Source organism: Methylomonas sp. BW4-1, from assembly GCF_052474385.1.
Map to the genome: position 1 here is coordinate 609,683 of NZ_CP184125.1, position 21,618 is coordinate 631,300.

At 55.4% G+C, this 21,618-nt stretch carries 19 protein-coding genes; 9 read left to right on the top strand and 10 right to left on the bottom strand.

Annotated features, from left to right (window positions below; genetic code table 11):
* Positions 1 to 22: 22 nt before the first annotated feature.
* Positions 23 to 967 (top strand): ABC transporter substrate-binding protein, encoded by a 945-nt coding sequence (locus ACH5Y9_RS02725; protein WP_033155487.1) that lies wholly within the window; start codon positions 23 to 25, stop codon positions 965 to 967.
* Positions 968 to 1,029: 62 nt separating this feature from the next.
* A complete protein-coding gene (locus ACH5Y9_RS02730; protein WP_445368425.1) occupies positions 1,030 to 5,397 on the top strand; it encodes an EAL domain-containing protein in 4,368 nt (1,455 codons plus the stop codon).
* A 52-nt stretch (positions 5,398 to 5,449) separates the two neighbouring features.
* On the opposite strand, the gene ACH5Y9_RS02735 is transcribed toward ACH5Y9_RS02730, so the two are convergent.
* Together ACH5Y9_RS02735 and ACH5Y9_RS02740 are read right to left on the bottom strand one after the other, a co-directional pair.
* Entirely contained in the window at positions 5,450 to 6,703 is a 1,254-nt protein-coding gene (locus tag ACH5Y9_RS02735) for a hypothetical protein (RefSeq protein ID WP_445368426.1), read from the bottom strand.
* Between the two features lie 74 nt (positions 6,704 to 6,777).
* On the bottom strand, positions 6,778 to 7,062 hold the full coding sequence (locus ACH5Y9_RS02740; RefSeq protein WP_445368427.1) for a type II toxin-antitoxin system HicA family toxin: 285 nt from the start codon (positions 7,060 to 7,062) through the stop codon (positions 6,778 to 6,780).
* 206 nt (positions 7,063 to 7,268) lie between these two features.
* Between ACH5Y9_RS02740 and ACH5Y9_RS02745 the strand changes: the two genes are divergently transcribed.
* The gene (locus tag ACH5Y9_RS02745) at positions 7,269 to 7,430 is read left to right on the top strand and encodes a hypothetical protein (protein WP_445368428.1); all 162 of its coding nucleotides are present in this window, start codon (positions 7,269 to 7,271) and stop codon (positions 7,428 to 7,430) included.
* Between the two features lie 97 nt (positions 7,431 to 7,527).
* Here the strand turns inward: ACH5Y9_RS02745 and ACH5Y9_RS02750 are convergent, their stop codons facing one another.
* Together ACH5Y9_RS02750 and ACH5Y9_RS02755 are read right to left on the bottom strand one after the other, a co-directional pair.
* A complete protein-coding gene (locus ACH5Y9_RS02750; RefSeq protein WP_445368429.1) occupies positions 7,528 to 7,830 on the bottom strand; it encodes a hypothetical protein in 303 nt (100 codons plus the stop codon).
* Between the two features lie 9 nt (positions 7,831 to 7,839).
* Positions 7,840 to 8,529: a glutathione S-transferase gene (locus ACH5Y9_RS02755; RefSeq protein WP_445368430.1), complete on the bottom strand. Its 690-nt coding sequence runs from the start codon at positions 8,527 to 8,529 to the stop codon at positions 7,840 to 7,842.
* A 145-nt stretch (positions 8,530 to 8,674) separates the two neighbouring features.
* Here ACH5Y9_RS02755 and ACH5Y9_RS02760 point away from each other — a divergent pair, with 145 nt between their 5' ends.
* Entirely contained in the window at positions 8,675 to 10,267 is a 1,593-nt protein-coding gene (locus ACH5Y9_RS02760; protein WP_445368431.1) for an ABC-F family ATPase, read from the top strand.
* Positions 10,268 to 10,305: 38 nt separating this feature from the next.
* Here ACH5Y9_RS02760 and ACH5Y9_RS02765 read toward each other — a convergent pair whose 3' ends face one another.
* Together ACH5Y9_RS02765 and ACH5Y9_RS02770 are read right to left on the bottom strand one after the other, a co-directional pair.
* A complete protein-coding gene (locus tag ACH5Y9_RS02765; RefSeq protein WP_445368432.1) occupies positions 10,306 to 11,145 on the bottom strand; it encodes a cupin domain-containing protein in 840 nt (279 codons plus the stop codon).
* A gap of 5 nt (positions 11,146 to 11,150) precedes the next feature.
* Complete coding sequence (locus ACH5Y9_RS02770; RefSeq protein WP_445368433.1) at positions 11,151 to 11,768, bottom strand: RNA polymerase sigma factor; 618 nt, start codon at positions 11,766 to 11,768, stop codon at positions 11,151 to 11,153.
* Between the two features lie 270 nt (positions 11,769 to 12,038).
* Here ACH5Y9_RS02770 and ACH5Y9_RS02775 point away from each other — a divergent pair, with 270 nt between their 5' ends.
* The 5 genes from ACH5Y9_RS02775 (at position 12,039) to ACH5Y9_RS02795 (ending at position 17,128) form a co-directional block, all read left to right on the top strand.
* Positions 12,039 to 12,215, top strand: a complete 177-nt coding sequence (locus ACH5Y9_RS02775) for a hypothetical protein (RefSeq protein WP_445368434.1) — start codon at positions 12,039 to 12,041, stop codon at positions 12,213 to 12,215.
* 12 nt (positions 12,216 to 12,227) lie between these two features.
* Positions 12,228 to 12,911 (top strand): DVUA0089 family protein, encoded by a 684-nt coding sequence (locus tag ACH5Y9_RS02780; protein WP_445368435.1) that lies wholly within the window; start codon positions 12,228 to 12,230, stop codon positions 12,909 to 12,911.
* A 93-nt stretch (positions 12,912 to 13,004) separates the two neighbouring features.
* Positions 13,005 to 14,645 carry a DUF4331 domain-containing protein gene (locus ACH5Y9_RS02785; RefSeq protein WP_445368436.1) on the top strand — a complete coding sequence of 547 codons (1,641 nt, stop codon included), beginning with the start codon at positions 13,005 to 13,007 and terminating at the stop codon, positions 14,643 to 14,645.
* A gap of 60 nt (positions 14,646 to 14,705) precedes the next feature.
* Entirely contained in the window at positions 14,706 to 15,875 is a 1,170-nt protein-coding gene (locus ACH5Y9_RS02790) for a hypothetical protein (RefSeq protein WP_445368437.1), read from the top strand.
* Between the two features lie 122 nt (positions 15,876 to 15,997).
* Positions 15,998 to 17,128: a HupE/UreJ family protein gene (locus ACH5Y9_RS02795; protein WP_445369868.1), complete on the top strand. Its 1,131-nt coding sequence runs from the start codon at positions 15,998 to 16,000 to the stop codon at positions 17,126 to 17,128.
* 71 nt (positions 17,129 to 17,199) lie between these two features.
* On the opposite strand, the gene ACH5Y9_RS02800 is transcribed toward ACH5Y9_RS02795, so the two are convergent.
* From ACH5Y9_RS02800 to ACH5Y9_RS02815, 4 genes are all read right to left on the bottom strand, one after another.
* Positions 17,200 to 19,473, bottom strand: a complete 2,274-nt coding sequence (locus tag ACH5Y9_RS02800; RefSeq protein ID WP_445368438.1) for an FUSC family protein — start codon at positions 19,471 to 19,473, stop codon at positions 17,200 to 17,202.
* Positions 19,470 to 20,627 carry an efflux RND transporter periplasmic adaptor subunit gene (locus tag ACH5Y9_RS02805; protein WP_445368439.1) on the bottom strand — a complete coding sequence of 386 codons (1,158 nt, stop codon included), beginning with the start codon at positions 20,625 to 20,627 and terminating at the stop codon, positions 19,470 to 19,472. The genes ACH5Y9_RS02800 and ACH5Y9_RS02805 overlap by 4 nt, the downstream gene beginning before the upstream one ends.
* Before the next feature lie 15 nt (positions 20,628 to 20,642).
* Positions 20,643 to 20,906 (bottom strand): YtcA family lipoprotein, encoded by a 264-nt coding sequence (locus tag ACH5Y9_RS02810; protein ID WP_445368440.1) that lies wholly within the window; start codon positions 20,904 to 20,906, stop codon positions 20,643 to 20,645.
* Between the two features lie 178 nt (positions 20,907 to 21,084).
* Positions 21,085 to 21,525, bottom strand: coding sequence for a MarR family winged helix-turn-helix transcriptional regulator (locus ACH5Y9_RS02815; protein WP_445368441.1), 441 nt, complete (start codon positions 21,523 to 21,525; stop codon positions 21,085 to 21,087).
* Positions 21,526 to 21,618: the final 93 nt, after the last annotated feature.

Genomic DNA, 21,618 nt, shown 5'->3' on the forward strand with positions numbered 1-21,618 from the left:
ACACCGTAGTTCGGGAGTCATTTTGTTCTATAGACTATTTTTTCAGCTCGGATTGGCCTTATGTCTGCTGTGGCCTTTTTGCGGTGGCGCCTGGGCGCAAGCGCCGACCGTTGCCATCGTTTATCCCGATGTGCGCGAGCCCTACCGCTCGGTGTTCATGGAGATCGCGCGCGGTATGGAACAGGAGCTGGGTAAGCCGGTTGGGCATTACCTGCTGAGTGAGCGCGACAAGTCCGTCGAAAAATTGATTCAGGACCTGAAAAACGACAGGATCGATGTGGTAGTGACTTTGGGCCGCGCCGGCTTGGCGGTCGCCAAATCGGTATCTTCCCAATTTCCGGTGGTGATCGGCGCGACCATGATCCGCCCGGATGAGGTGCAAGGCTTGGCCGGTATCAGTCTGACGCCGGCCCCGGAAGCGATGTTCGACCATTTGAAAAAATTGGTGCCGGAGGTGAAAAAAATTACCGTGATCTACGATCCTCGGCAAACTGCCTGGGAGATCGAGCGTGCCGGACGGGCGGCTCTGGAACGTGGCTTGACGCTGGTGGCGCAACCGACCGGCAATTTACACGATTCCTCGGATCAGTTCCGGCAGATTTTGCTGGAGATTAAAGACAACTCCATTGCCCTCTGGCTGCCGCGCGAAAACGCCGCCATGGACGAGCAATCCTTGTTACCGGAAGTACTGCGCGAAGCCTGGGAGAAAAATTTCGTGGTGTTTTCCAGCAATCTCGACCATGTGCGCAAAGGGGCATTATTTTCCTTATACCCGGACAATTTCAGCATGGGCCGCAGTTTGGCCGGTCTGGCCGTCCAGCAAGTACAGGCGGGCGGCAAGTTTGAATCGGTCGAATTGCTGCGGGATTTGCTGGTGGCCGTTAATTTACGCACCGCGGAACATCTGGGTTTGCGTTTTTCCAGTCAGACACGCCGCGAATTCGCGATGGTTTTCCCGGTCCCTTAAACGCAATGAAGCGTTTGCGATGGCCCAGGTTCAAGCGGGCGAGCTTCCTGCAACAGCTGGCCGTGACCTTTTGTTTCGGTCTGGTAGTGATCTCGATACTGTCGGCATTCGGCATTTCCACGCTGTCTTACTACATCGTCCGCGATAAATGGGTCGCCCAAGGCCTGCAATCCACGGAAGCCTTTGCGGCACAGAGCACGCTGGCTTTGCTGTATGCCAGCCGGGAGAACGCCGAGGAGCCGGCCCGACGCTTCCTGGCGTTTCCCGATGTGCACGGCGTAGCCATTTACAACAACGCCCTGGAGCCCTTATTCGAACGCGGCGAACCTGCCATGCCCGCTGCCGACGCGGCGCGCTGGCCGGAATCCCTGGCCTTGGTGCATGAGAACGAACAAGCCTGGTATTTTGCCGCGCCGGTATACGCGCGTAACACCGCGGAGCAAGAGGCGTCACCGTTCGAGGCGCAAACGCCGACGCCGGAATTGGTCGGCTATGTGCGCTTGGTGATGGGCAAGCAATCGCTGAATGTCATGAAAGAAAAAATTCGCTGGACCACTTTGATGGCGTCCAGCGGCTCGGCCACGGTGTTTCTGCTGTTTTTATTGGCGATGTCGCGGCGCTTGACTTTGCCGATTCAACAACTGGCGCTGAGAATGCGCAAGGCCTCAGCCGGTGCGAAAAACGTGCGGGCCCGCTTGAGCGGGTCGCGCGACATCATCGAAATGGGTGAAGCCTTCAATACCATGATGGCGGTGTTGGAAACCCGGGAAAAGCAGTTGGAGCGAGCTCGTGACACCGCGCTGGAATCGGCGCGCCTGAAGGGCGAGTTTGCCGCCAATGTCAGCCACGAACTGCGCACGCCGCTGAATGCGGTACTGGGTATGCTGGAGTTGCTGCAGGACATGGGGTTGACGCCCAAGCAGCTGGAATACTCGATGGTAGCCCGCAACGCCGGCGAAGCACTGTTGAAGTTAATCGAAGATATTCTGGATTTTTCGCGCATTGAATCCGGCATGATGAAGCGGCAGCCGGTCGACTTCGTGCTTTACGAAACCTTGGACGAAGTCGTGGAATTGATGTCTGCGCAGGCGCACCGAAAAAATCTGCAGCTCACCTACTCGCTAGCCGACGATATACCGCTGGTGTTGAACGGCGAAGCGTCCAGGGTGCGGCAGGTGCTGATTAATTTGGTCGGCAACGCGCTGAAGTTTACCGAACAAGGCGGCATCACCATTGATGTGCACACCGAAGCGGCAGAAAGCGATACCATCCCGGTGCGGTTTTGCGTGACCGACACCGGGATGGGCATACCCGAGGCAGCGCAAACCAATATTTTTGATGCCTTTGTGCAGGCCGACGGGTCCAGGACCCGGCATTACGAAGGCGCCGGCCTGGGATTGGCGATTTGCCGGCAATTGGTGCAACTGATGGGGGGGCAAATCGGCGTCCAAAGCCGGGAAGGGCAAGGTAGTTCGTTCTGGTTTACCGTACCCTTCAATCCGCCGCGCGGTACCGAGGGCATCTCTGAGGCTCGGCAAGCCTATTTCGCCAATCTGCGGATATTGGTTGTGACCGAGAACGACAAAATGCGCCAGTTTTTGGCGCAAAGTCTGGCGCGTTGGAAAATTCACTACCGGCATAGCGGCTACGGCATCAAAGCCGTGGATATGTTGCGTTCCGCCAATGATCAGGACCAGGCGTATCATTTTGTCATCATCGATCTGAGAGATGCCGGCGATGCCACTTGGGTAGATATGATCGTTGACGATCCGGCGCTGGCCGATGTCAAAATCGTGTTGCTGTCCGACCCCGTTAATGCCGTCAATCTGCCGCGCTTGCCAAACGTGGCCGCGCAGTTGGCGAAACCGGTACAGGTTTCCAAGCTATACGATTTCATATTAACCGCCGGTCAGGATTATCAAGAGCCCGCGTCCGACTTGGCGCCCGAGGTCGAGCAAAGCGTCGTGCTCGGGCGGCGCATATTGATCGTCGAAGACAACCGTGCCAGTCAAATGGTGGCCGCGGGCATGCTGGAGCGGCTGGGTTGCCGCTACGAAATCGCCGGTTCCGGCGTCGAGGCCTTGTCCTGGCTGGAGCATCAGGCTTTCGATTTGATCCTGATGGACTGCCACATGCCGACTATGGACGGCTTTGAGGCGACTCGACGCATCAGGCTGCTGCCTGAACCCGTGGGCCGGCTGCCCATCGTGGCGATGACCGCCAACGCTCAGCAAGGCGATAGCGATTTGTGTCTGGCGGCCGGGATGGACGATTATCTGGCCAAACCGATCAAGCTGAAGCCGTTGCGGGAAAAACTGCTGAGTTGGTTCGAGGACAGGCCGTGCCTGACCGCCGAGCCGCTCTCGCCGGAGCCGTCGCTGGAGGCGCTGGATCACGCGGTTTTACGCCAATTGCGCGAGGAAATCGGCCAGGGTTTTGTGAAGATGGTGGGCTATTATCTGGAAGACGCGCCGGCGCAAATCGAGCAAATCGCCCAGGCGCTGGCGACGGACAATCACGCGCAATTACGCGAATCGGCCCATGGCCTGAAGGGTGCCAGCCGCAACCTGGGCGCAGAAAAGCTGGCGCTGATCGCCCGGCAACTGGAAGAGCAGGCGGCTGAAGCGCAGATTGAAAACGGCGAGGCCTTGCTGCAGCAATTGCGCGACGAATACCGGTTCATCGAACAACTGTTGAGTTTGGAAATAGGCGCGGAAACGGCTGCTGACCCGGTCCCTCAGGCCGGCCCCAGAATTCTGGTGGCGGACGACGACAGAGCCATGCGGTTTGCCTTGCAAGATGTTTTGGAGAAGGACGGCTACCGGGTGGAGTTGGCCGGCACCGGCCGGCAGGCGCTGGCGTTGTGCCAGCGGCAAATGGCGGATTTGATCTTGATGGACGCGATGATGCCGGAAATGGACGGTTTCGAGGCCTGCCGAAAAATTCGCGCGCTGCCCCATGGGGCGGAGGTGCCGATACTGATGATTACCGCTTTGGAAAACGACCATTCGGTGGAATTGGCTTTTTCGATAGGGGCTAACGATTACATTCCCAAACCGATTCATTTCGCGGTGCTGCGCAAGCGTATCGCGCATTTGTTGGAAGCCAGCCTGACCCAGCGGACCTTGAATCGCCTGGCTTACCACGATCCCTTGACCAATCTGGCCAATCGCACGCAATTCATCGACCGGCTGAACTCGGTGATCGCCGTCAGCGCTGATCAAAATCAGCTGCATGCCGTGCTGTTCCTGGATTTGGATAGGTTCAAGCTGACTAACGACACCTTGGGGCACGATGTCGGCGACCAGTTATTGAAAGCCGCGGCAGAGCGGATTCAAGGCTGTGTGCGGCGGGAAGACATGGTGTCCCGGTTTGGCGGCGACGAATTTACGCTGCTGTTGGAAAATATCAGCAATCCGCAAGTCGCCGCTGCTGTCGCCGACAAGATCCGTATCGCCATTGCCCAGCCATTCGCGTTAATGGAGCAAGAGTTTTACGTCAGCTCCAGTATCGGCATTTCGCTGTATCCCGCCGACGGCGCCGATAGCGGTTTGCTGATCAAACACGCCGATACCGCGATGTACCGCGCCAAGGAGCAGGGCAATACCTATTGTTTTTATGAAGATAATATGGAATTTGTCGTGTCGACCAAGCTGCGTCTGGAAAGCGACTTACGCCGGGCGCTGCAACGCGACGAATTTTTTCTTCACTACCAGCCGCAAATCGATCTGGATTCCGGGCGGATCGTCGGCGCCGAGGCGCTGATCCGTTGGCGACATCCCGAGCTGGGCTTGATTCCGCCCGATCAATTCATTCCGGTCGCCGAAGAAATCGGCCTGATCGAGGCGATAGGTGCGTGGGTGTTGGGCGAGGCGTGCCGGCAGAGCCAAATTTGGCGGCAAAGCGGCTATCCGGCGTTCACGATGGCGGTCAATGTCTCGGCGCGGCAATTGGATCAGGAAGACTTTGTCGCGCAAGTTATCGACATCGTCAATGAAACCGGCTTGCCCGCCGAATACCTGGAATTGGAGTTGACGGAAAGTTTGTTCATCCGCAATCCGGGACGGAAGCGGGCTATATTGGCCAAGCTCAGGGAAGCCGGCTTGCAAATTTCGATAGACGATTTCGGCACCGGTTATTCCAGTTTGAACCAACTCAAGCAGTTTGCCTTCGACAAGCTGAAAATCGACCGCTCATTTGTGGCGAACATACCCGACGACGCAGACGCCGCCGCGATTGTGATGGTGATTATTTCCATCGCCAAGATTCTGAAATTCAAGGTGATAGCGGAAGGCGTGGAGACTGAGCAGCAGGCGCAATACTTGTTAAGAAACGACTGCGACGAGGCGCAGGGTTATCTGTTTGGCAAGCCGATGGCCGCCGACGAGTTTACGGCCTTGTTGGCGCGAGCAAAAGTGGCCGTGGGTTAGTCACCAACCGTTTGCGGTGGCTTCGCCGGCCAGCCAGATTTTCGCTCACCCATCATTCCCGATTCACCGGCAAGGCCGCGATACGCCGTTCTATGTCTTGCATCAGTTGTTTGTAGGTTTCGCCATTGGTGCCGCCAAAACGGCGGATAAACTCGGCTTCGCTTAGTGATTCCGGTAAATCGGCGGTAGCCGGCATCATTTGATTTTCATCGGCGTTGGCTAATATTGATTGGATTTTCCGTGCCAGCGCCGGACTGGCGACAGCTTGTTCGCCCATGCGCGTCCCGGCCCGGTCGGCGGCGAGGTCGTTAAACGAAAAACCGCTGCCGCCGCGCGAATCTTCTATTTCCTTAAACAAACCCACCGCATCGGCCAACGGGGTGCCGGAATAGGCCGCCAGCATCGCCGAAACCAGGTAATGTTTCGCTAGGTCGTCGCGGCCGTTCAGCGTTATTTGGCGCCAAATCGGGCGGGGCCAAAGTCTGGATTCCGGGAGAATTTTCGTCAGGCGCTGTTGATTGGCATAAAGTGTCAATATCAGAATCAATGCCCGGTTTTCCTGAATCGGGTCGTTGCTGGCGCTTCGTTGTGCGGCCAGCTGAAACAGCGGCTTGCTGAAATCAGTGAGACTGAGGCTTTTGTTATCTGTCCGGCTTAGTTCCGCTAAATGTCGCTGATAAGCCTGCAGACGCTGCTGATCATCAGGCGTTAGCAAGGCGCCGCGCAATTTGCCGGGCAAGTCAGCTTGCCAACGATAGGTTACCGTCAGGCGCTGGGGTTGAAACAGCACATGCTTGACAATATCGGCGAAGGCTTGCCGATCCGCTGCCGGTTGCAAAGTGTTGAGTGCCCATTTCACCAAGGGTTTGGCTAGCATGCCGGGCAGCCGGAGTTGTCCCAAAGACAGGTGGTCTACTTCCGGTAAGTCGCTGGTTTGCTTCAGCGCCAACGTCAAATTCAGATATTGGCCTACAGGATTTCGTGGTAAAGGCAAGCTGGCGTCGATGTGGGCGCGGCCTTGATAGAGCCGTAAACCCGCTACGCCGTTAGCGTATTGATTGGCAAGATAATTGATCGCCAGGTCCAATTCCTGTTGATCCAGTGCCACTTGGGCGATCGCGCCGGATTTTAGACGGCGCGGATCGTTTTGCCGAAAAATCAATTTGCCGCGGGCAATTTGTTCCGGTGTCAGGTCGGCTCGGGTTTGTAATTTTGGCTTGACATCAATTGCCAGCCATAGCGCCAGTCCAAACAATACAGGCAATAGCAACAACGCCAGCAATATGCTTTTTGTAATCCATTTCATCGGGCGTTCTGTTCAATCCTTCCGGTGGACCATGGTCGTGTTAAATGCTTAAAAACCTTAGGGCAGGCGTTGGGCTAATGTGGTTTGTTGCGCTGTTCTTCATACGCGGAAGGACTGATGCCCGCGCTTGCCAGATATTCGCGCAGATGTTTGATTTCCTGTTTAGTACATATGCCGCTGTGGTGCGGATGATGCAACACGCCTTCGATATTATTCAGTATCACGCGAAAGCGCGCACCATGGCTGGGTTGCAGGTTGGCGCCCAGGTGATGCAACAGCGATTCTATTTCCCGCCAATGGATGTTACCGCTAAGCGGATCCTGGAATATGGCGCGCAGTAGATTTAAATGGTGGCTCATGACTACATCCTCCTGCATCAATATCGGTAGCTTAAGTTTGAACCGAGTTGAGGTTCAATTTGGCTGGTGAAGGGTGGTGTGCAACTAAACTTGTTTCAAAATAAGAAACAAATCATACAATAAACGCCTTATTGTAAATAAACAGCAAAGGTTTATAGTTAAACCGTCTTCAATGAATCGACTGAAACCCAGTCAAGGTGGAAAAAATGAACCAGTCAAGCAATCTGTATAAAGACATCGTCACCGGATTGTTTTTTGCAACCGGTATGTTCAGCTTCCTGTCCGGTCAGTTTGTTCTTTCCACTCTGTTTTTTGGCGCTGCTTCGCTGTTTAGCAATATCGAAGTGGCCAAACCTGTCAGGTTCTGAGTTTTTTCGTAGTACCTCCTCGTTGTAAAGCTTCACATTCCACAGCCTCCACTCTGCTCAAGGTGGGGGCTTTTTTTGTTGTCAAGCAGGCGATTTCTCAGTCTGACTTCGTGGATTTTGTCGGGTCTGAAACCACGGTATATTCAGCTTCCAGACTTTGACCTTCAACCTGGGCATTTTTGAGTTTTCGCAGCAACCACCAGCCTCTGATGCCGATTATCGCTACCGGAATCAACAGTAAGGCAAAAAACGCCGAAAACACCACGGTGCCCAATATCGCGCCGGCGATCATTGCCGGAATGCTCAGCAGATTGTATAGCTTGCTCTGCGGCGGTGACTCGAGGCGGGGATGTGCGCCGGAGCCGTCGATGCGGATGGTTTTTCTGTAAATTTTTAACATGTCGGGCACCTATTGAAATGGGCCGAGGCCGGCCTCGTACCCGAAAAGGACTAACGGGTCGTCAGTTTTCCAGGGCGGGTATTTTCGCATAACCGCTGCAAACAGATTGGACCTTAAAAAAGTGTCCAGCCATTGTTGCAGGGTTGGATACGGCGAACTTTCAAACCACGCATTATCCACTGCAGCAAACTGGCGGATAAATGGTAGCGTGGCGGCATCCGCTAGGCTGAAAGACTCGCCGCATAAGAATTTGTGCCGCTGCAAGCGCCTTTCCAGCTCGGCTAAAAACACCTCGCCTTGTTGACGATAATCGGCTGGTGTTTGTTCCGGATAGCGGTCTGCGTATTTGTAACGGTCTAAATAGTATTTGAAATCGCCGTCGTTCCAGTCGATTAATCGCTGCGTATCTTCCGGCGCTTGGTTTAGCCAGTCATGCGGATCGTGTTGCGCCAAGGCCCACAGCATAATATCCAGACTTTGTTCGATGACTCGGCCGTCGGGCAAAAACAGCACCGGCACCGTGCCTTTCGGCGAAATAGCTAACATTGCTTCAGGTTTATTGCTGAGTTCGATTTCTCTGAGCGCGACGCTTACTCCCGATACGGCAATGGCCAAACGTGCCCGCATCGCATAGGGACAGCGGCGGAAACTATACAAGATGGGGTAAATTTGTTCTGTGGTGGCGGGCGGTGTGTTCATGTGGGGATAGTCAGTGACACATTACTGTAAATGATCGTCGATTAAAGTCTGGTAAAATAACCGATTTTCGCGCCAACTCATTTATTTCGTCACAAGCTTCAAGCGGCGGCGACGCTCTTTTTACTCTTAATCTTCGGACACTCTCTTGATTTCTACCGCCAATATCACCATGCAATTCGGGGCTAAGCCCCTGTTTGAAAACGTTTCCGTCAAATTCGGCAACGGCAACCGTTACGGCTTGATCGGCGCCAACGGCTGCGGCAAGTCTACCTTCATGAAAATCCTTAGCGGCGACTTGGAACCCACCTCGGGCAACGTCAGCATCGACGCCAACGAGCGCGTGGGTATCTTGCGCCAAAACCAATTTGCCTACGAAGAGCAAAGAGTGCTGGACGTGGTGATGATGGGCCACGCCGAAATGTGGGCGGCGATGTCGGAGCGCGATGCGATCTACGCCAATATGGAAGCCAGCGAAGACGATTATATGCGCGCCGCCGATCTGGAAACGGTATTCGCCGAATTCGGCGGTTACACTGCCGAAGCTCGGGCTGGCGAGTTATTGCTGGGTTTGGACATCCCGCTGGAACAACACAACGGCCCAATGAGCGCGGTGGCACCGGGCTGGAAACTGCGGGTGCTGTTGGCGCAAGCTTTGTTCTCCAACCCCGACATCATGCTGCTCGACGAGCCCACCAACAACTTGGACATCAACACCATCCGCTGGCTGGAAAATGTTCTTAACGAGCGCAACTCGACGATGGTAATCATCTCGCATGACCGGCATTTCCTGAACAGCGTTTGCACTCACATGGCCGATCTGGATTACGGCGAATTGCGCGTGTATCCGGGCAATTACGACGATTACATGACCGCCGTGACCCAGGTACGCGAACAATTACTGGCCGGCAACGCCAAGAAAAAAGCCCAGATCGCGGAACTGCAAACCTTCGTGGCGCGCTTTTCCGCGAACGCTTCCAAAGCCAAACAGGCTACATCGCGGGCGCGGCAGTTGGAGAAAATCAAGCTCGACGAAGTCAAACCGTCCAGCCGGGTCAATCCGTTTATTCGCTTCGATCAAGCTAAAAAATTGTACCGTTTGGCGGTGGAAGCTAAAGACTTGGCCAAAGGCTACGGTGCGGAACCCTTGTTCAAAAACTTGAACATGATGATCGCGGTTGGTGAGCGGGTGGCGGTGATCGGCCCGAACGGTATCGGTAAATCGACTTTATTAAAAACCCTGGTCGGCGATTTGACGCCGGACAGCGGCGAAGTGAAATGGGCGGAAAACGCAGACGTTGGTTATTTTGCCCAGGATCACGCCGAAGATTTTGCGGAAGACATGTCGCTGATCGAATGGATGGGCCAATGGCGCAAAGAATCGGACGACGATCAAACCATTCGTGGCACGTTGGGGCGTTTGTTATTTTCCAATGACGAAATCAACAAATCCGTCAAAGTCATTTCCGGTGGCGAGCAAGGCCGGATGTTGTTCGGCAAATTGATTCTGCAAAAAAACAACGTGATGGTGTTGGACGAGCCGACCAACCATTTGGATATGGAATCGATTGAATCGTTGAACGCGGCTTTGGAAAATTATCCCGGTACGCTGATTTTCGTCAGCCACGACCGCGAGTTTGTGTCCTCGCTGGCGACTCGTATTATTGAGCTGACGCCAAACGGCATCGTCGATTTCAGCGGTAATTACGAAGACTATTTAAACAGTCAAGACATCAACTAAGGCTAAGCCGCCAGGGCATTCCGGCGCGGATAAACCGGTCAGTAACCTCTGCCGCCGCGCACGAACAGCGTCGCACCAACGTCGGTATAGACCTCGTGGTGCGCGCTGCCGGCCGGCGCCAGTTGGTAGTCACCGGCGCGTAGCAAGACGTCGTCGATAAACAAGTCGCCGTCCAGCATCATGCATTCTTCTTCCAGGCGATGGCCGTGTGCCGGGCATTTGGCGCCGGCTTCCAGGCGATAAAAACTGGATTCGCGCTCCCCGTCCTGCCACAGCGGTTTTTTCCAGACGCCGGGGGCTATTTCCTGCCAGTCGTCTATTTGCTCGGCAAACACGCTAAACGACTCATCCTTGCCAAACGGTAGCAGACCACCCAACACTTCCCGCAATACCTCGCGGCTATCGCCCAGTGATGTACCGCGCAAATAGGCCAGCGCGCCATTCGTCGAACTTATCCCGCCGTGCCGGCTGCCGGCTGGCGAGGCGTGGTAATCCAAGGGGCCGAGCCGCAAGTCGTCCATTTGCAAATCGCCGTGCAGCACGATGCCTTCTTCCAGACAGTTGTGCCGATGCGCTATCAGGCTAGCGCCGGGAGCGAATTCGATCAATACCGAATGGCCTTGCCGGCCGCCGTCCCAGAGTGGTTTGACGCGGATGCCGGTTTTCAGGGCTTGCCAGACGCCGTGTCTGGCGCGCACGGTGAGTATGCCGGCTTGTTTGGCAAGGCTGGCCGTGACTTGCGTCATCAGGCCTTTGCGTAACGAATTGCGGCGTGCGCCGGCAACCGGAATCGGCGCCAAACCGTCAGCCAGCAGCGTTTCGAGTTGCTGCAAGTCGGTGGCGTCTGCACTATCCAAAGGCGGGAATTTGTCAGTCATATTGTTTAGTTAACCTCGCCGGTATCGGCTGTCAAAAATTGCTGCATCGTCTGTAGGGCCCGACGGATATGGGATTTCACTGTACCCAGGGGCAAACCGCTGCAAACGGCGATTTCGTCGTGACTCAAACCCCGGAAAAACGCCAACGACAGCAATTGCCGGGGCAAGGGGTCCAAAGCCGCCAGGGCTATTTGTAGGCGATGGCCTTGCTGCACTGCTGATAGTAAATCCGGCGGCATTTGGTCGGCTGGGGCTTCAATCAACACCAGAGCCTCCGGTTCCAGCTCGCTTAGATTGCCGTCCAACTGCCGCAAGGCGTCCAGTGCGCGGCTGCGAGCCATCGTCATCACCCAGGCTTTTACCGAACCGCGTTCGGCATCGAAGCGCGGCGCCTGCCGCCAGATCTGCCAGAACGTATCTTGCACCACTTCCTCAGCACACTGCGCCCGCCGGGTGATCCGCAACGCCAAACCGTAGACCTGATCCACCAAGGTGTCGTACAACTTACCCAACGCGGCTTGATCCTGGTCCACGACGCGGCCAAGCCATTCCCGCAATAAGGCTTCGTCGGCAGGTGTTGTTGGTTGTAGGTTCTCGTCATCGTTCAAATCGCTATCCGCCATCGCTCTCGTGTCCCTTTAGAAAGCTATACGATGCATCGGCTGGTTTGGATGCACGGCAATGTGGGGATAACGCTTAAACTGTGAATCAAGCGACATAAGGCATAGGGACTTTTCTTGGTTTGCCGAGATTTGGTAGCTGCATTCAAGAGGATAGAGACTAAGAGTTGGGGGTTGAACCACTATAAAACAGCCTTTTGCACGTGGCAAATAGTCAAGCGGCCGATTTTGTCCGGGGTTAATAACCGTGTGGTTCGCTATCGAAAGATGCTGATGTGCCAAGTACGAACCAAGCCCGTTGTACAAACACTGCCACCAATATTTTTTACCTGTTTTGCATCTACTGTCGAGTTTGCCGCGTATCAGTCATCGCAAGTCGGCGCGAATGCCGAGTATCGCCATCCGCATCTGGAATCCGTCGCCGACTTGCCATTTCTAACCACAGACTGAGAGGAAACCACGATGAAAAAGCTATTTCCGGTTGCGTTGTTGGGCGCCTGCCTGACCGTAGCGACGGCGGTTGAGGCCGCTGACTTTGATTTTAACGGCAACTTTGCCAACGATAACGATAAGCTGAGCTTTGCCTTTTCGCTCGGTTCGCCCGGCACGGTGACCTTGTTTACCTCGTCCTGGCTGGGCGGCGGTTTCGATCCGATTTTGACGCTGTGGGACGGCTTAGGCAACCAACTGGCCGAGCAGGATGACGGCGTCTTGGGTGGTAACCAATTGTCGAACGGGATTAATTTCAATTACGGCGAATTCGATAGTTATTTAGCTATCAATCTGGTCGCCGGGAATTATCTGGCAACCTTGACCCAATACGACAACTTTTCGGTTAGCACGTCGCTGGCTGACGGCTTCTTACGGGATACCGATCCGCAATTTACCGCCGCCTTCGGTTGTTCGAACGGCCGGTTTTGCGAAGGTTCGTTAACCGATAGCCATGGCGATCCGGTGGAACCAAATCGCACGGCGGCTTGGGATCTACACATTCTCAACGTCGCCAATGCCCAGATCGCCAGCGTGCCGGAACCGCCCACCCTGATGCTGCTGAGTTTGTCCGGCTTGTTTTTGCTTGGCGGCCGGCTGGGCAAGGCTAGATCCAAAGCGCGAGCCGACGCGGCAAGCACGGTCCGCTTGGCATAAATTCCATTTACCCGCATCCGTTTGCCGATTTCCCGCGTATTCCCTAACGCAGACTGCTTGAAGCTGCGGCTTTAATTAATGAGGAATTAGACTATGAAAGACTTACACCACTACAGCCGTTGGCCGCTGACCATGTTCGCCAGCGCTTTATTGTTGATGGGCGGCCTACAGCCCGTTGATGCTGCCAATCACCGCGAAGCACCTTTAACCGCATTGGATACCAAGGCCGACATCACCGATTGGTACGCTTTCGTCAGCTATAACGATCCCAGCAAGGTAACGATGATATTGAATGTCGATCCCTTGCTGGAGCCCAGCAATGGCCCGAATTATTTTCCGTTCGATCCGGAAGTTCTGTATGAAATGAAGGTGGATAACAATTTCGACGCCGACGAAGACATTACCCTGCAGTTCAGGTTTAAAACCGAAACCCGCTTGCCCAGCGTGTTTACCAGCTTTGTCGGCGCCGGCACCGGCATTGTCGCCCCGGCCAATTCGCCGAGTCCGGTTGCGGCCGGCAGCTTGATCGTGCCGCCGGCGATTACCGCATTGGATGGCCCCGGCTCGGAAGGCTTGGGTTTGCGGCAAAGTTATACGGTGACGCTGATTAAAGGGAAGGGCGCCAACCGCCAAGTTATCGATCTGACCAATCAGCAAAAGCTCTATGCGGTGCCATCCAACGTCGGTCCGCGCACCATGCCCAACTATCAAAATCTGGCCAGCCAAGGGATTTACGATTTAGGCGGAGGGGTTAGCGTGTTTGCCGGTACCGTCGACGATCCGTTTTACATCGATTTGGGCGCGACTTTCGATACCTTTAATTTCCGGTCCGGCGCGTCCGGCGCCGGTGTGCCGGGGGTGTTTGCCGAGAACCAAAATGATGCGGAAAACCAAAACTTCGCGTCGGACGATGTGGCCGGTTACAACGTTAATTCCATCGCTATCGAATTGCCTATCGCCATGCTCACCCAAGACGGCAAGCAACATAGCGCCGGCGAGGCCTTGGCGGTGATCGGCACTTATGCCACTACTTCGCGGCCTCGCACCAAAGCGTATGCCGACAGACCAGGCGGCAAGCCTAAACTCGCCAATGCCTATGTGCAGATTCAGCGCATGGGTAATCCCTTGGTCAATGAGGTGTTAATCGGTACCGGCGACAAAGACCGGTTCAGTATGAGCGAACCCAAGGACGACGCTAGTTTTGCCGGTTATGTGTTGGATCCGTTATTGGCCAGAGTCGTCAACGCCGCATACGGCGGTGCGGTGCCGATTCCGGCGCCGCCCAGGGTAAATCCGGCCAACCCTAGTTTTGACCTTGGCCCCTTGGTGTTTTATGCGGCGCCCATTTGCCCTGGTTGTTCGCCCACGCAACGTGGACCGGTGGCGGATTTGCTGCGCTTGAATACCGGCATCGGCCCCGCGCCTGTCAGCGCCCGCAAACGCATGGCATTTCTGGCGGGCGATAGCGCCGGCTTTCCGAACGGGCGGCGCGTGTCCGATGATGTGACCGATATTGCCGCGCAAGCGGTGGTTGGGGTGTTGAATCCGGCATTCAACAGCTTCCCGAATAACCGGGTCGCCGATGGCGTTAACAGCAACGACAGAAGCTATCAGGAAGTATTTCCGTACGTGGCCTTTGCCAATAGCGGCCGGCAAAGCCGCCATGTCGATCCAGGCGAATCCGGTTGTTTCGATGCCGTTTCCTTGGCTATGGGTAGTTGTCCAAATAACTAGAAGAGGGCAGGGGGCGGCTGTGCTCGCCTCCTGTCCACTAAGCATCCGAAGGAGGAGCCGATGAAACACTGGCTTACATTAGGTTTATTGATGTCTGTTGCTATGTTCAGTGACGCCGGGGCACAAGCTTATTTACCCAAAACCGATGACGAAATCGTTGAAGTCTTGCCGGCCAGGGGCGACAGTTGGCTGGAAATTCGTGACTTGCGCAAACAAGTCGCGGCTCAGCCTAATGACTTGGAACCGGCTTTAGCTTTAGTCCAGCGCTATATAGAACTGGGCCGTGCTGAATCGGATCCGCGCTATTTCGGTTACGCGGAAGCCGCATTGACGCCTTGGCTGGCGGTCGCGCAGCCGACAGCCGAAGTGCTGACGTTGCGAGCGACCTTGTTTCAAAATCGCCACGAATTTCCGGCGGCCCTGGACTATTTGCATCGGGCTTTGGCGCGTCAGCCGCGCTTGGCGCAAGCCTGGTTGACGCGGGCGGCCATTTTGGAAGTGCAAGGCCAACACGCCGAAGCGCTGAACAGTTGTATACCCTTACTAAAATTAGCCGAGCCGCTGATTGGCCAAGTTTGCCTGAATTCCATTCTGAGTGTTTCCGGCCAGCTCGACGCTGCTTATCACCAGTTGGCGCACGCAGTAAGCACTGCGCACAGTCCCGCACCGGCAGATCAACAATGGGCCTTGACCACGCTGGCGGAAATGGCCGAGCGCATGGGTAATAACGATGCGGCCGACGGTTATTACCGGCAGGCGCTGCAAATGCCGCGCCGCAATGGTTATCTGTTGGCTACCTATGCCGATTATCTATTGGACCGGAATCGTTTCCAAGACGTGGTGGAATTATTAGCCAACGATACGCGCGCCGATGGCTTATTACTGCGCCTGACTTTTGCCGAAATAGCACTGCGGCTGCCGACTGCCGCTGTGCATATAGATGCGCTGACTGCTCGCTTTGCCGCCAGCCGCATGCGCGGCGATACCAGTCATCAAGGCGATGAGGCGCGCTTTTTATTGCATGTGCTTAATCAGCCTGAATCGGCGCTGGCGCTGGCGCAAAAAAATTGGGACGTGCAGCGCGAGCCGCGCGATGCGCGCATTTTCTTGGAAGCGGCGCTGGCGGCCGGCAAAAATCCGCAGCCGCTGCTGGCTTTTTTAACCGAGTCCAAATTGCAAGATGCGCGACTGCAAACGCTGCTCGCGCAAATTGGCGGGGGCAGCATATGAACGGGCCAGCGAAATTCATCGCCCTCTTAGATACTTTTTGCCCTGAATCTCCAGGCTGCACTCAAGGCAGGCTTGTCGAAGGTTCGGCCCCGCCAAGCTTTGAAAGATTAAGCTCGAACGTGATGATTTGGGCCGGTTTGATCATGGTCTTGCTGCTGACAGCAAGTTTTAGCGCTTTTGCCCATAAGGCCAGCGATAGTTACATGATGGTGCAGGTTGACGGGCAGCAAATCTCCGGGCAATGGGATATTGCCTTGCGCGACCTGGATTATGCCTTGGGCTTGGATGGCAACGACGACGGTAATATTACCTGGGCCGAGTTGCGAAATAGTCGGGATGTTGTGTATGCCTATGCGCTGAGTCGTTTGCAAATGACGACGGCTAAGCAAGTCTGTTCGCTGCATGCAGGAGATTTACGAGTGGACGAACACAGCGATGGTCATTATGCCGTATTAAATTTCCAGGCGATTTGTCCGTCTGCGTCCGCGCCGTTGTCCATAGACTATCGCTTGCTTTTCGATCTCGACCCGCAGCATCGCGGGCTGATAAGCGTCAAGCATGCCGCTAAAACCGACACTGCAATCTTTAGTCCTGACCTGCAACGTAGCGAATTTGTGCGGGACGCAAATTATGCCGGGTGGCGGACCGTGGCGCGATTCGGCTACGCCGGGCTATGGCATATCTGGATCGGCTTTGACCATATTCTATTTTTGTTAAGTCTGTTGCTGCCGGCAGCTTTGGCGTGGGAGCAGGGAGCTTGGCAGCCAAAACCAGGCTTTAGACCGGTATTTTTCGACGTGCTGGGCGTGGTCACCGCATTCACGTTGGCGCATTCCTTAACCTTGAGCCTGACCGTGTTGCAATACATCTGTTTGCCGTCCCGTTGGGTAGAATCGGCGATTGCCGCGTCGGTGGCGTTGGCGGCGCTGAATAATATTTATCCGCTGTTGGTAAAACGACGTACCTGGTTTGCCTTTGCTTTCGGCTTGATCCACGGCATGGGCATCGCCAGCGTGTTGTTGGATATGGGCTTGTCGGATACGCAGCGGTTGTTACCGCTATTGGGTTTTAATTTGGGTGTGGAAGCCGGGCAGTTGGTGATTGTCGGCGCCGTTTTGCCTCTGATAGTGGGCTTTAGCCGCTATCGCTATTATCCGCTGCTGGTCATGAAAACCGGTTCCGCTTCCATCGTCACCGTGGCATTGGTTTGGCTAGCGGAACGGAGTCTGGATTTTCAGATGAACATATTTTGAGCAACTTGGCGTATATCGTCGCTCCAGCCAGGGCGGGAGACCAGCGGCTATAGTGGATTCGTAGCGCGGCCTTATTGCAAATCAAGGTTCGGTGCGGACTTTTGCGTATATGAGTTGGCGGCCAGCACTGCTGTTTCGATGCGAGCTATCAGCGCCACAATTTGCTCGTCCAGCATAAAGCGTAGCTCCCATTCCACCGCCAAATCGTCGGCCAGATTGTCGATACCATGATGATCGGTATAACTTTGCTTTAGACGCGCTTGATGCTCGGCAAGCTCGACCGGTTTACCAGCTGGTTCGCCTTGCAGGAGGCTGGCGGCATATTCCAGGGCGGTTGTCAGCGCGGCATCGAAGGCCCGGCTGAGTTGTTGCAATTCGTCGGGAAAATGACTGAAGCGCTGGCCGCTGAGTAAGCGATAGCGTTTGCGGACTTGTAACAAGCCGGATAAATGGCCGGTGTCCCTGACAATAGTCCGTAGCGCCGCTCGTTCATGTACTTTTTCGGCTAAGCGCGCATCCGGTTCCAATACAGCATGCGCCAATAAGTCTTGAGCGGCGGCCAGCTGTTTTTCCGCCGCTAGCCGTAAGGGTAAGGTGTAAGTAAACAGCAGGCTGACATCGGGTAAGCGGCTGGTGAAATTGGCAAGGGTGCGTAACGCCGCAATGCTGTGATGGCGGGCCAGCACTGTCGAGCGCCGCGGCCACAGCGCGTAATCGATAACGCCCATCACGATCAGTCCAAGCAAAATGCCAATGACCCGGTCGCGCGGCAGATACAGATCGGTGACTTGACCGAAATCGTGCAGCACAAACAACGCAAACGAAAACCCCAGCTGCCGGCCCAGGTAGGCGATGCGTTCGCTGCCTGCGGTAATCCAGGCCGCCAAGGCCCAGAACGGCGCTGTGGCGAAGGCAAAGCCGACCACGGTATCGAGCTGAGATTGAAAGACCAATACGTAAAAATAGGCGCAGATACCGCCGACAGCAGCGCCCGTCACCCGCAACAGCGAGAGCCGGTAGTCGGCGCCGAGACTGGTTTGCGCCGCGACCAGACAGGTGGGAATCGCGGTGTTGATGTCGGGCCAGTCCAGGCTTTCCACGATCAGCATGCACAGGATCGCGCCCAACGAGAATTTAATCCCAAATTGTACGCTGTCGGCATGGCTAGCCCAAAACTCGTAACCCAACCAGGCCGGCAGCCAGCTATGTTCAGGCTTATCGTCGGATTCCTGGTCGATGTCTTTACTGTCCGCAGCATCTAAAGGTTGATGTAAGGCCTGCGTCAAACCGGCAATGCGTTGCAAGGCTCGCCACAAGGCGGTTAATAGCGAAGGATTCGATTCTCGGGCATAAGCTTGCAACACTTCCTCGTTTAACAAGCCCGTGACGTCTGCGGATACATCGCGCGATTCCGCCAGGCCTTGCCGCAACTTGGCGCAGGCGCTTTGTAAGGCCTGATAAACATTTAATTTTTCCGGCGTCAGCGGTTGGGCTCGATATTCCGCGGCCAACACCTGATTCAGCCAATCGGCCAACTGCCGCAGACCGTCGATTTCCAACAGCAGTGCCCGGTAAGTCGGGTGGCGTTCGTGCAAACCGGGATGGATCAATTCGGCGTTGGCTAACAAACCCAGCAGTTTGCCGAGGCTGCCGGCAGCGGCATGCATGCTGGCGTCAGGTCTGGGGCTATACGCGCCGGCATCGGCCAGACGGGCGCTGAAGATGTATTCCACCGCTGTCAACTGCGTGGCAATCTCGGCTTTTAACAGCTTAAGAGGATCTTGCGGTTTGATGGTCAGGTGCACGACCGTCCAGGTTCCTAGCGCCAATACGCCAATGATCGGGATGTTACATAAGGCATGGTAGATATTTTCATCGGGCGTGCTGGGGCTGTACAGCACCGCCACCGAATACCATAACGCGATGCCCGTGGGCCAAGCGACCAGCCGGGCGTGGAACAGCGACAAGGCCAAGATGACGAACGACAGCGGCAACAATAACCAAGGGTCGTTGCCGGCCAGCATCAGGGTCAATACCGATACCAGGGTCGTGACCATCAGGTAACCGAGCTGGCGTATGCCAAATGCCAGGGATTGGCCGGCATTGGCGTAAGCGTCGTAGCTTAGGCAAATCAAGATGGAAATTGCCCCCAGCGGCGGGATGTGCAAGGTTTGGCTGACGAGTGCGATTGTCAGGGTGACGACGAATAAACGCAGGGCGGCGACGCGCCGTGCCGGTGTATCTTTGAGTTCGGCGGTGAGAAAATGCCGCAGGCTGGTGCCAAACCAAAGCCGGTTGGGTTTTGACTGCGTGCTTGAACCAGTCCGGCTGTCGCCTCGGGTCATGACGGCGGCAGGGCTGTAACGGCTGCGTCGGTAGTGGCTTTCAGTACCGTCACAAACGCGGTCATGCCCATACGGAGCGGATGCGCGGGGTCGTGCTCTTTAATCTCGATTCTGACCGGAAAACGCGAAGCCAGAATGACCCAGTTCAGCGTGCGATCCACTTCCGGTAACACGCCATGCTGTTTGATATTGTCGGGCGAATTGGCCCAGCCGATCCCGGTCACCACCCCGCGAAAGCGCTTGCCCGGATAAGCAACCAGAAACACCTCGGCATCCTGGCCGGGTTTGATCGACTGCAAATAAGTTTCCTTGAAATCGGCGATCACATACCACTGGCGGTCATCGACCAAAGCGAACATTTGCGCACCGGCCTTGGCGTATTCGCCTTCGCGGGTATTCAAATTGGTGACGTAGGCATTGAAAGGCGCTCGCACGTAACAGTATTCCAAATCGAGCTCGGCGGCGGTCACCAGGGCTCTGGCGGCTTCGATGCGGGCATTGACGTCGCCGACCTGGGCGACTAACGATACCGCTCGCCGGCTATCGCTCTTGGCTTCCTCGATGGCACTGCGAGCCGACAGTTCTTTAGCTTTCGCATCCGCCAATTCGGCGCGCGAAGCCGCATAACGCGAGCGCGCCTGTTTGATCTGGTCGGTGGTGACATATTGCTTATCCGCCAAGGGTTCCAGGCGTTCCAGATAGTTATGCAGATATTCGTCTTCCGCCTCGATTTTTTTGACTTCGGCATTGGCGGCAGCGCGTTGGTGTTCCAGGCGTTCGATGGCCATTTCGGCCGAACCGCTGGAGGCACGCCGGGAATCCACGTCTTTTTCCGCCAGCAGCAATTCGGCCTTGGCTTTGTCCAGCTTGGCCTGATAAGGCTGCGGGTTAATCACATACAGCAAGTCGCCTTGTTTGACGTACTGATTGTCTTGTACATGCAGTTCCACGATGCGGCCGCTGACTTCCGGGGCGATGCCGACGATGTTGGCCCGCACCATCGCATCGTTGGTGCGCGGATTTTGATAGTTGATATGCCAAACCAGCGCGCCGCTTGCCACCGCGCCCAGCACGATGGCTATGCCAATGATGCGGCCGAGCAATATGCGGTTTTTCAGGCTTAACCCTGGGCTATCGTTTTGACTGTTTTCCATCAGGCTTCGCCGTTTTCATGCTGCATAAAACACCAACCAGATGACAAAGGTGCATAAGGCCCAAAGGCTGGGTGCGATCAGCAGCGGCGGTCCCAAATGGGGCGCCAGGCGATAGTGTACCAATTGCCACATCAGCAGCATGCTGGTTGCCAGTCCGCCGAGGATGCAGATGATCCAGGCCGGCCAGAACGAACCTTGCAGGCTTAGCATAGGATCGCAAGCGGTCAGGAAAATCGGGAGACTCGCCGGGAAAAACGTTTTAAGGGAACCTCTAAACATTCCCTCGCCCTCAGGGAGAGGGCTAGGGTGAGGGGGGTAAGTAATTGATTTTAATTCCCTCATCCCAACCTTCTCCCGTGGGGAGAAGGAGGTGCTTTTATTTTTAGAGGCCCACTTAAGTAATCGCCCGGAGATCATTGTGCGCTTCACCTCAAACGTATAAAAATTTCGGTACTCGTTAGAATTCATCATCGACTTGTTCGATATGATTGCCGCGAGCGGCGATGACCGCCTCATGCAGCCTCTGTAAATCCGCCTCCAGTCTTTCGATGTCCTCGGCCGTGTAATCGTCGAACAGGCGGCCGATATGGGCCAAATGCTCGGGAAAAGTTTGTTCGTAGACGGCGCGGCCCGCATCGGTCAGGCGGATGATCTGGCTGCGGCCGTCTTTTTTCGAGGCCGACCTTTCCACCAGGCCCTTGTCCTCTAAGCGGCTGACCACGCCGGTGAGCGTGCCTTTGGTAATCAAGGTTTCTTCGCCAAGTTTCTTGGGCTGCATGCCGGCGGTTTTGCCTAGGGTGATGATGACATCGTATTGCGGCAGGGTTAATTCAAGCCGGTGAACGTGTCTTGCGGCATAAGACAAAAAGGCTTGATGGGTGCGGAGTAACTGGCGCAAAACGCTTGGAAAGGTAGAGTCGGAGGACATAATGTGAAAATAATTGTTCTAATTAGGATTCGATGATAACCGTAAGCGCATTCACGCTCAAGA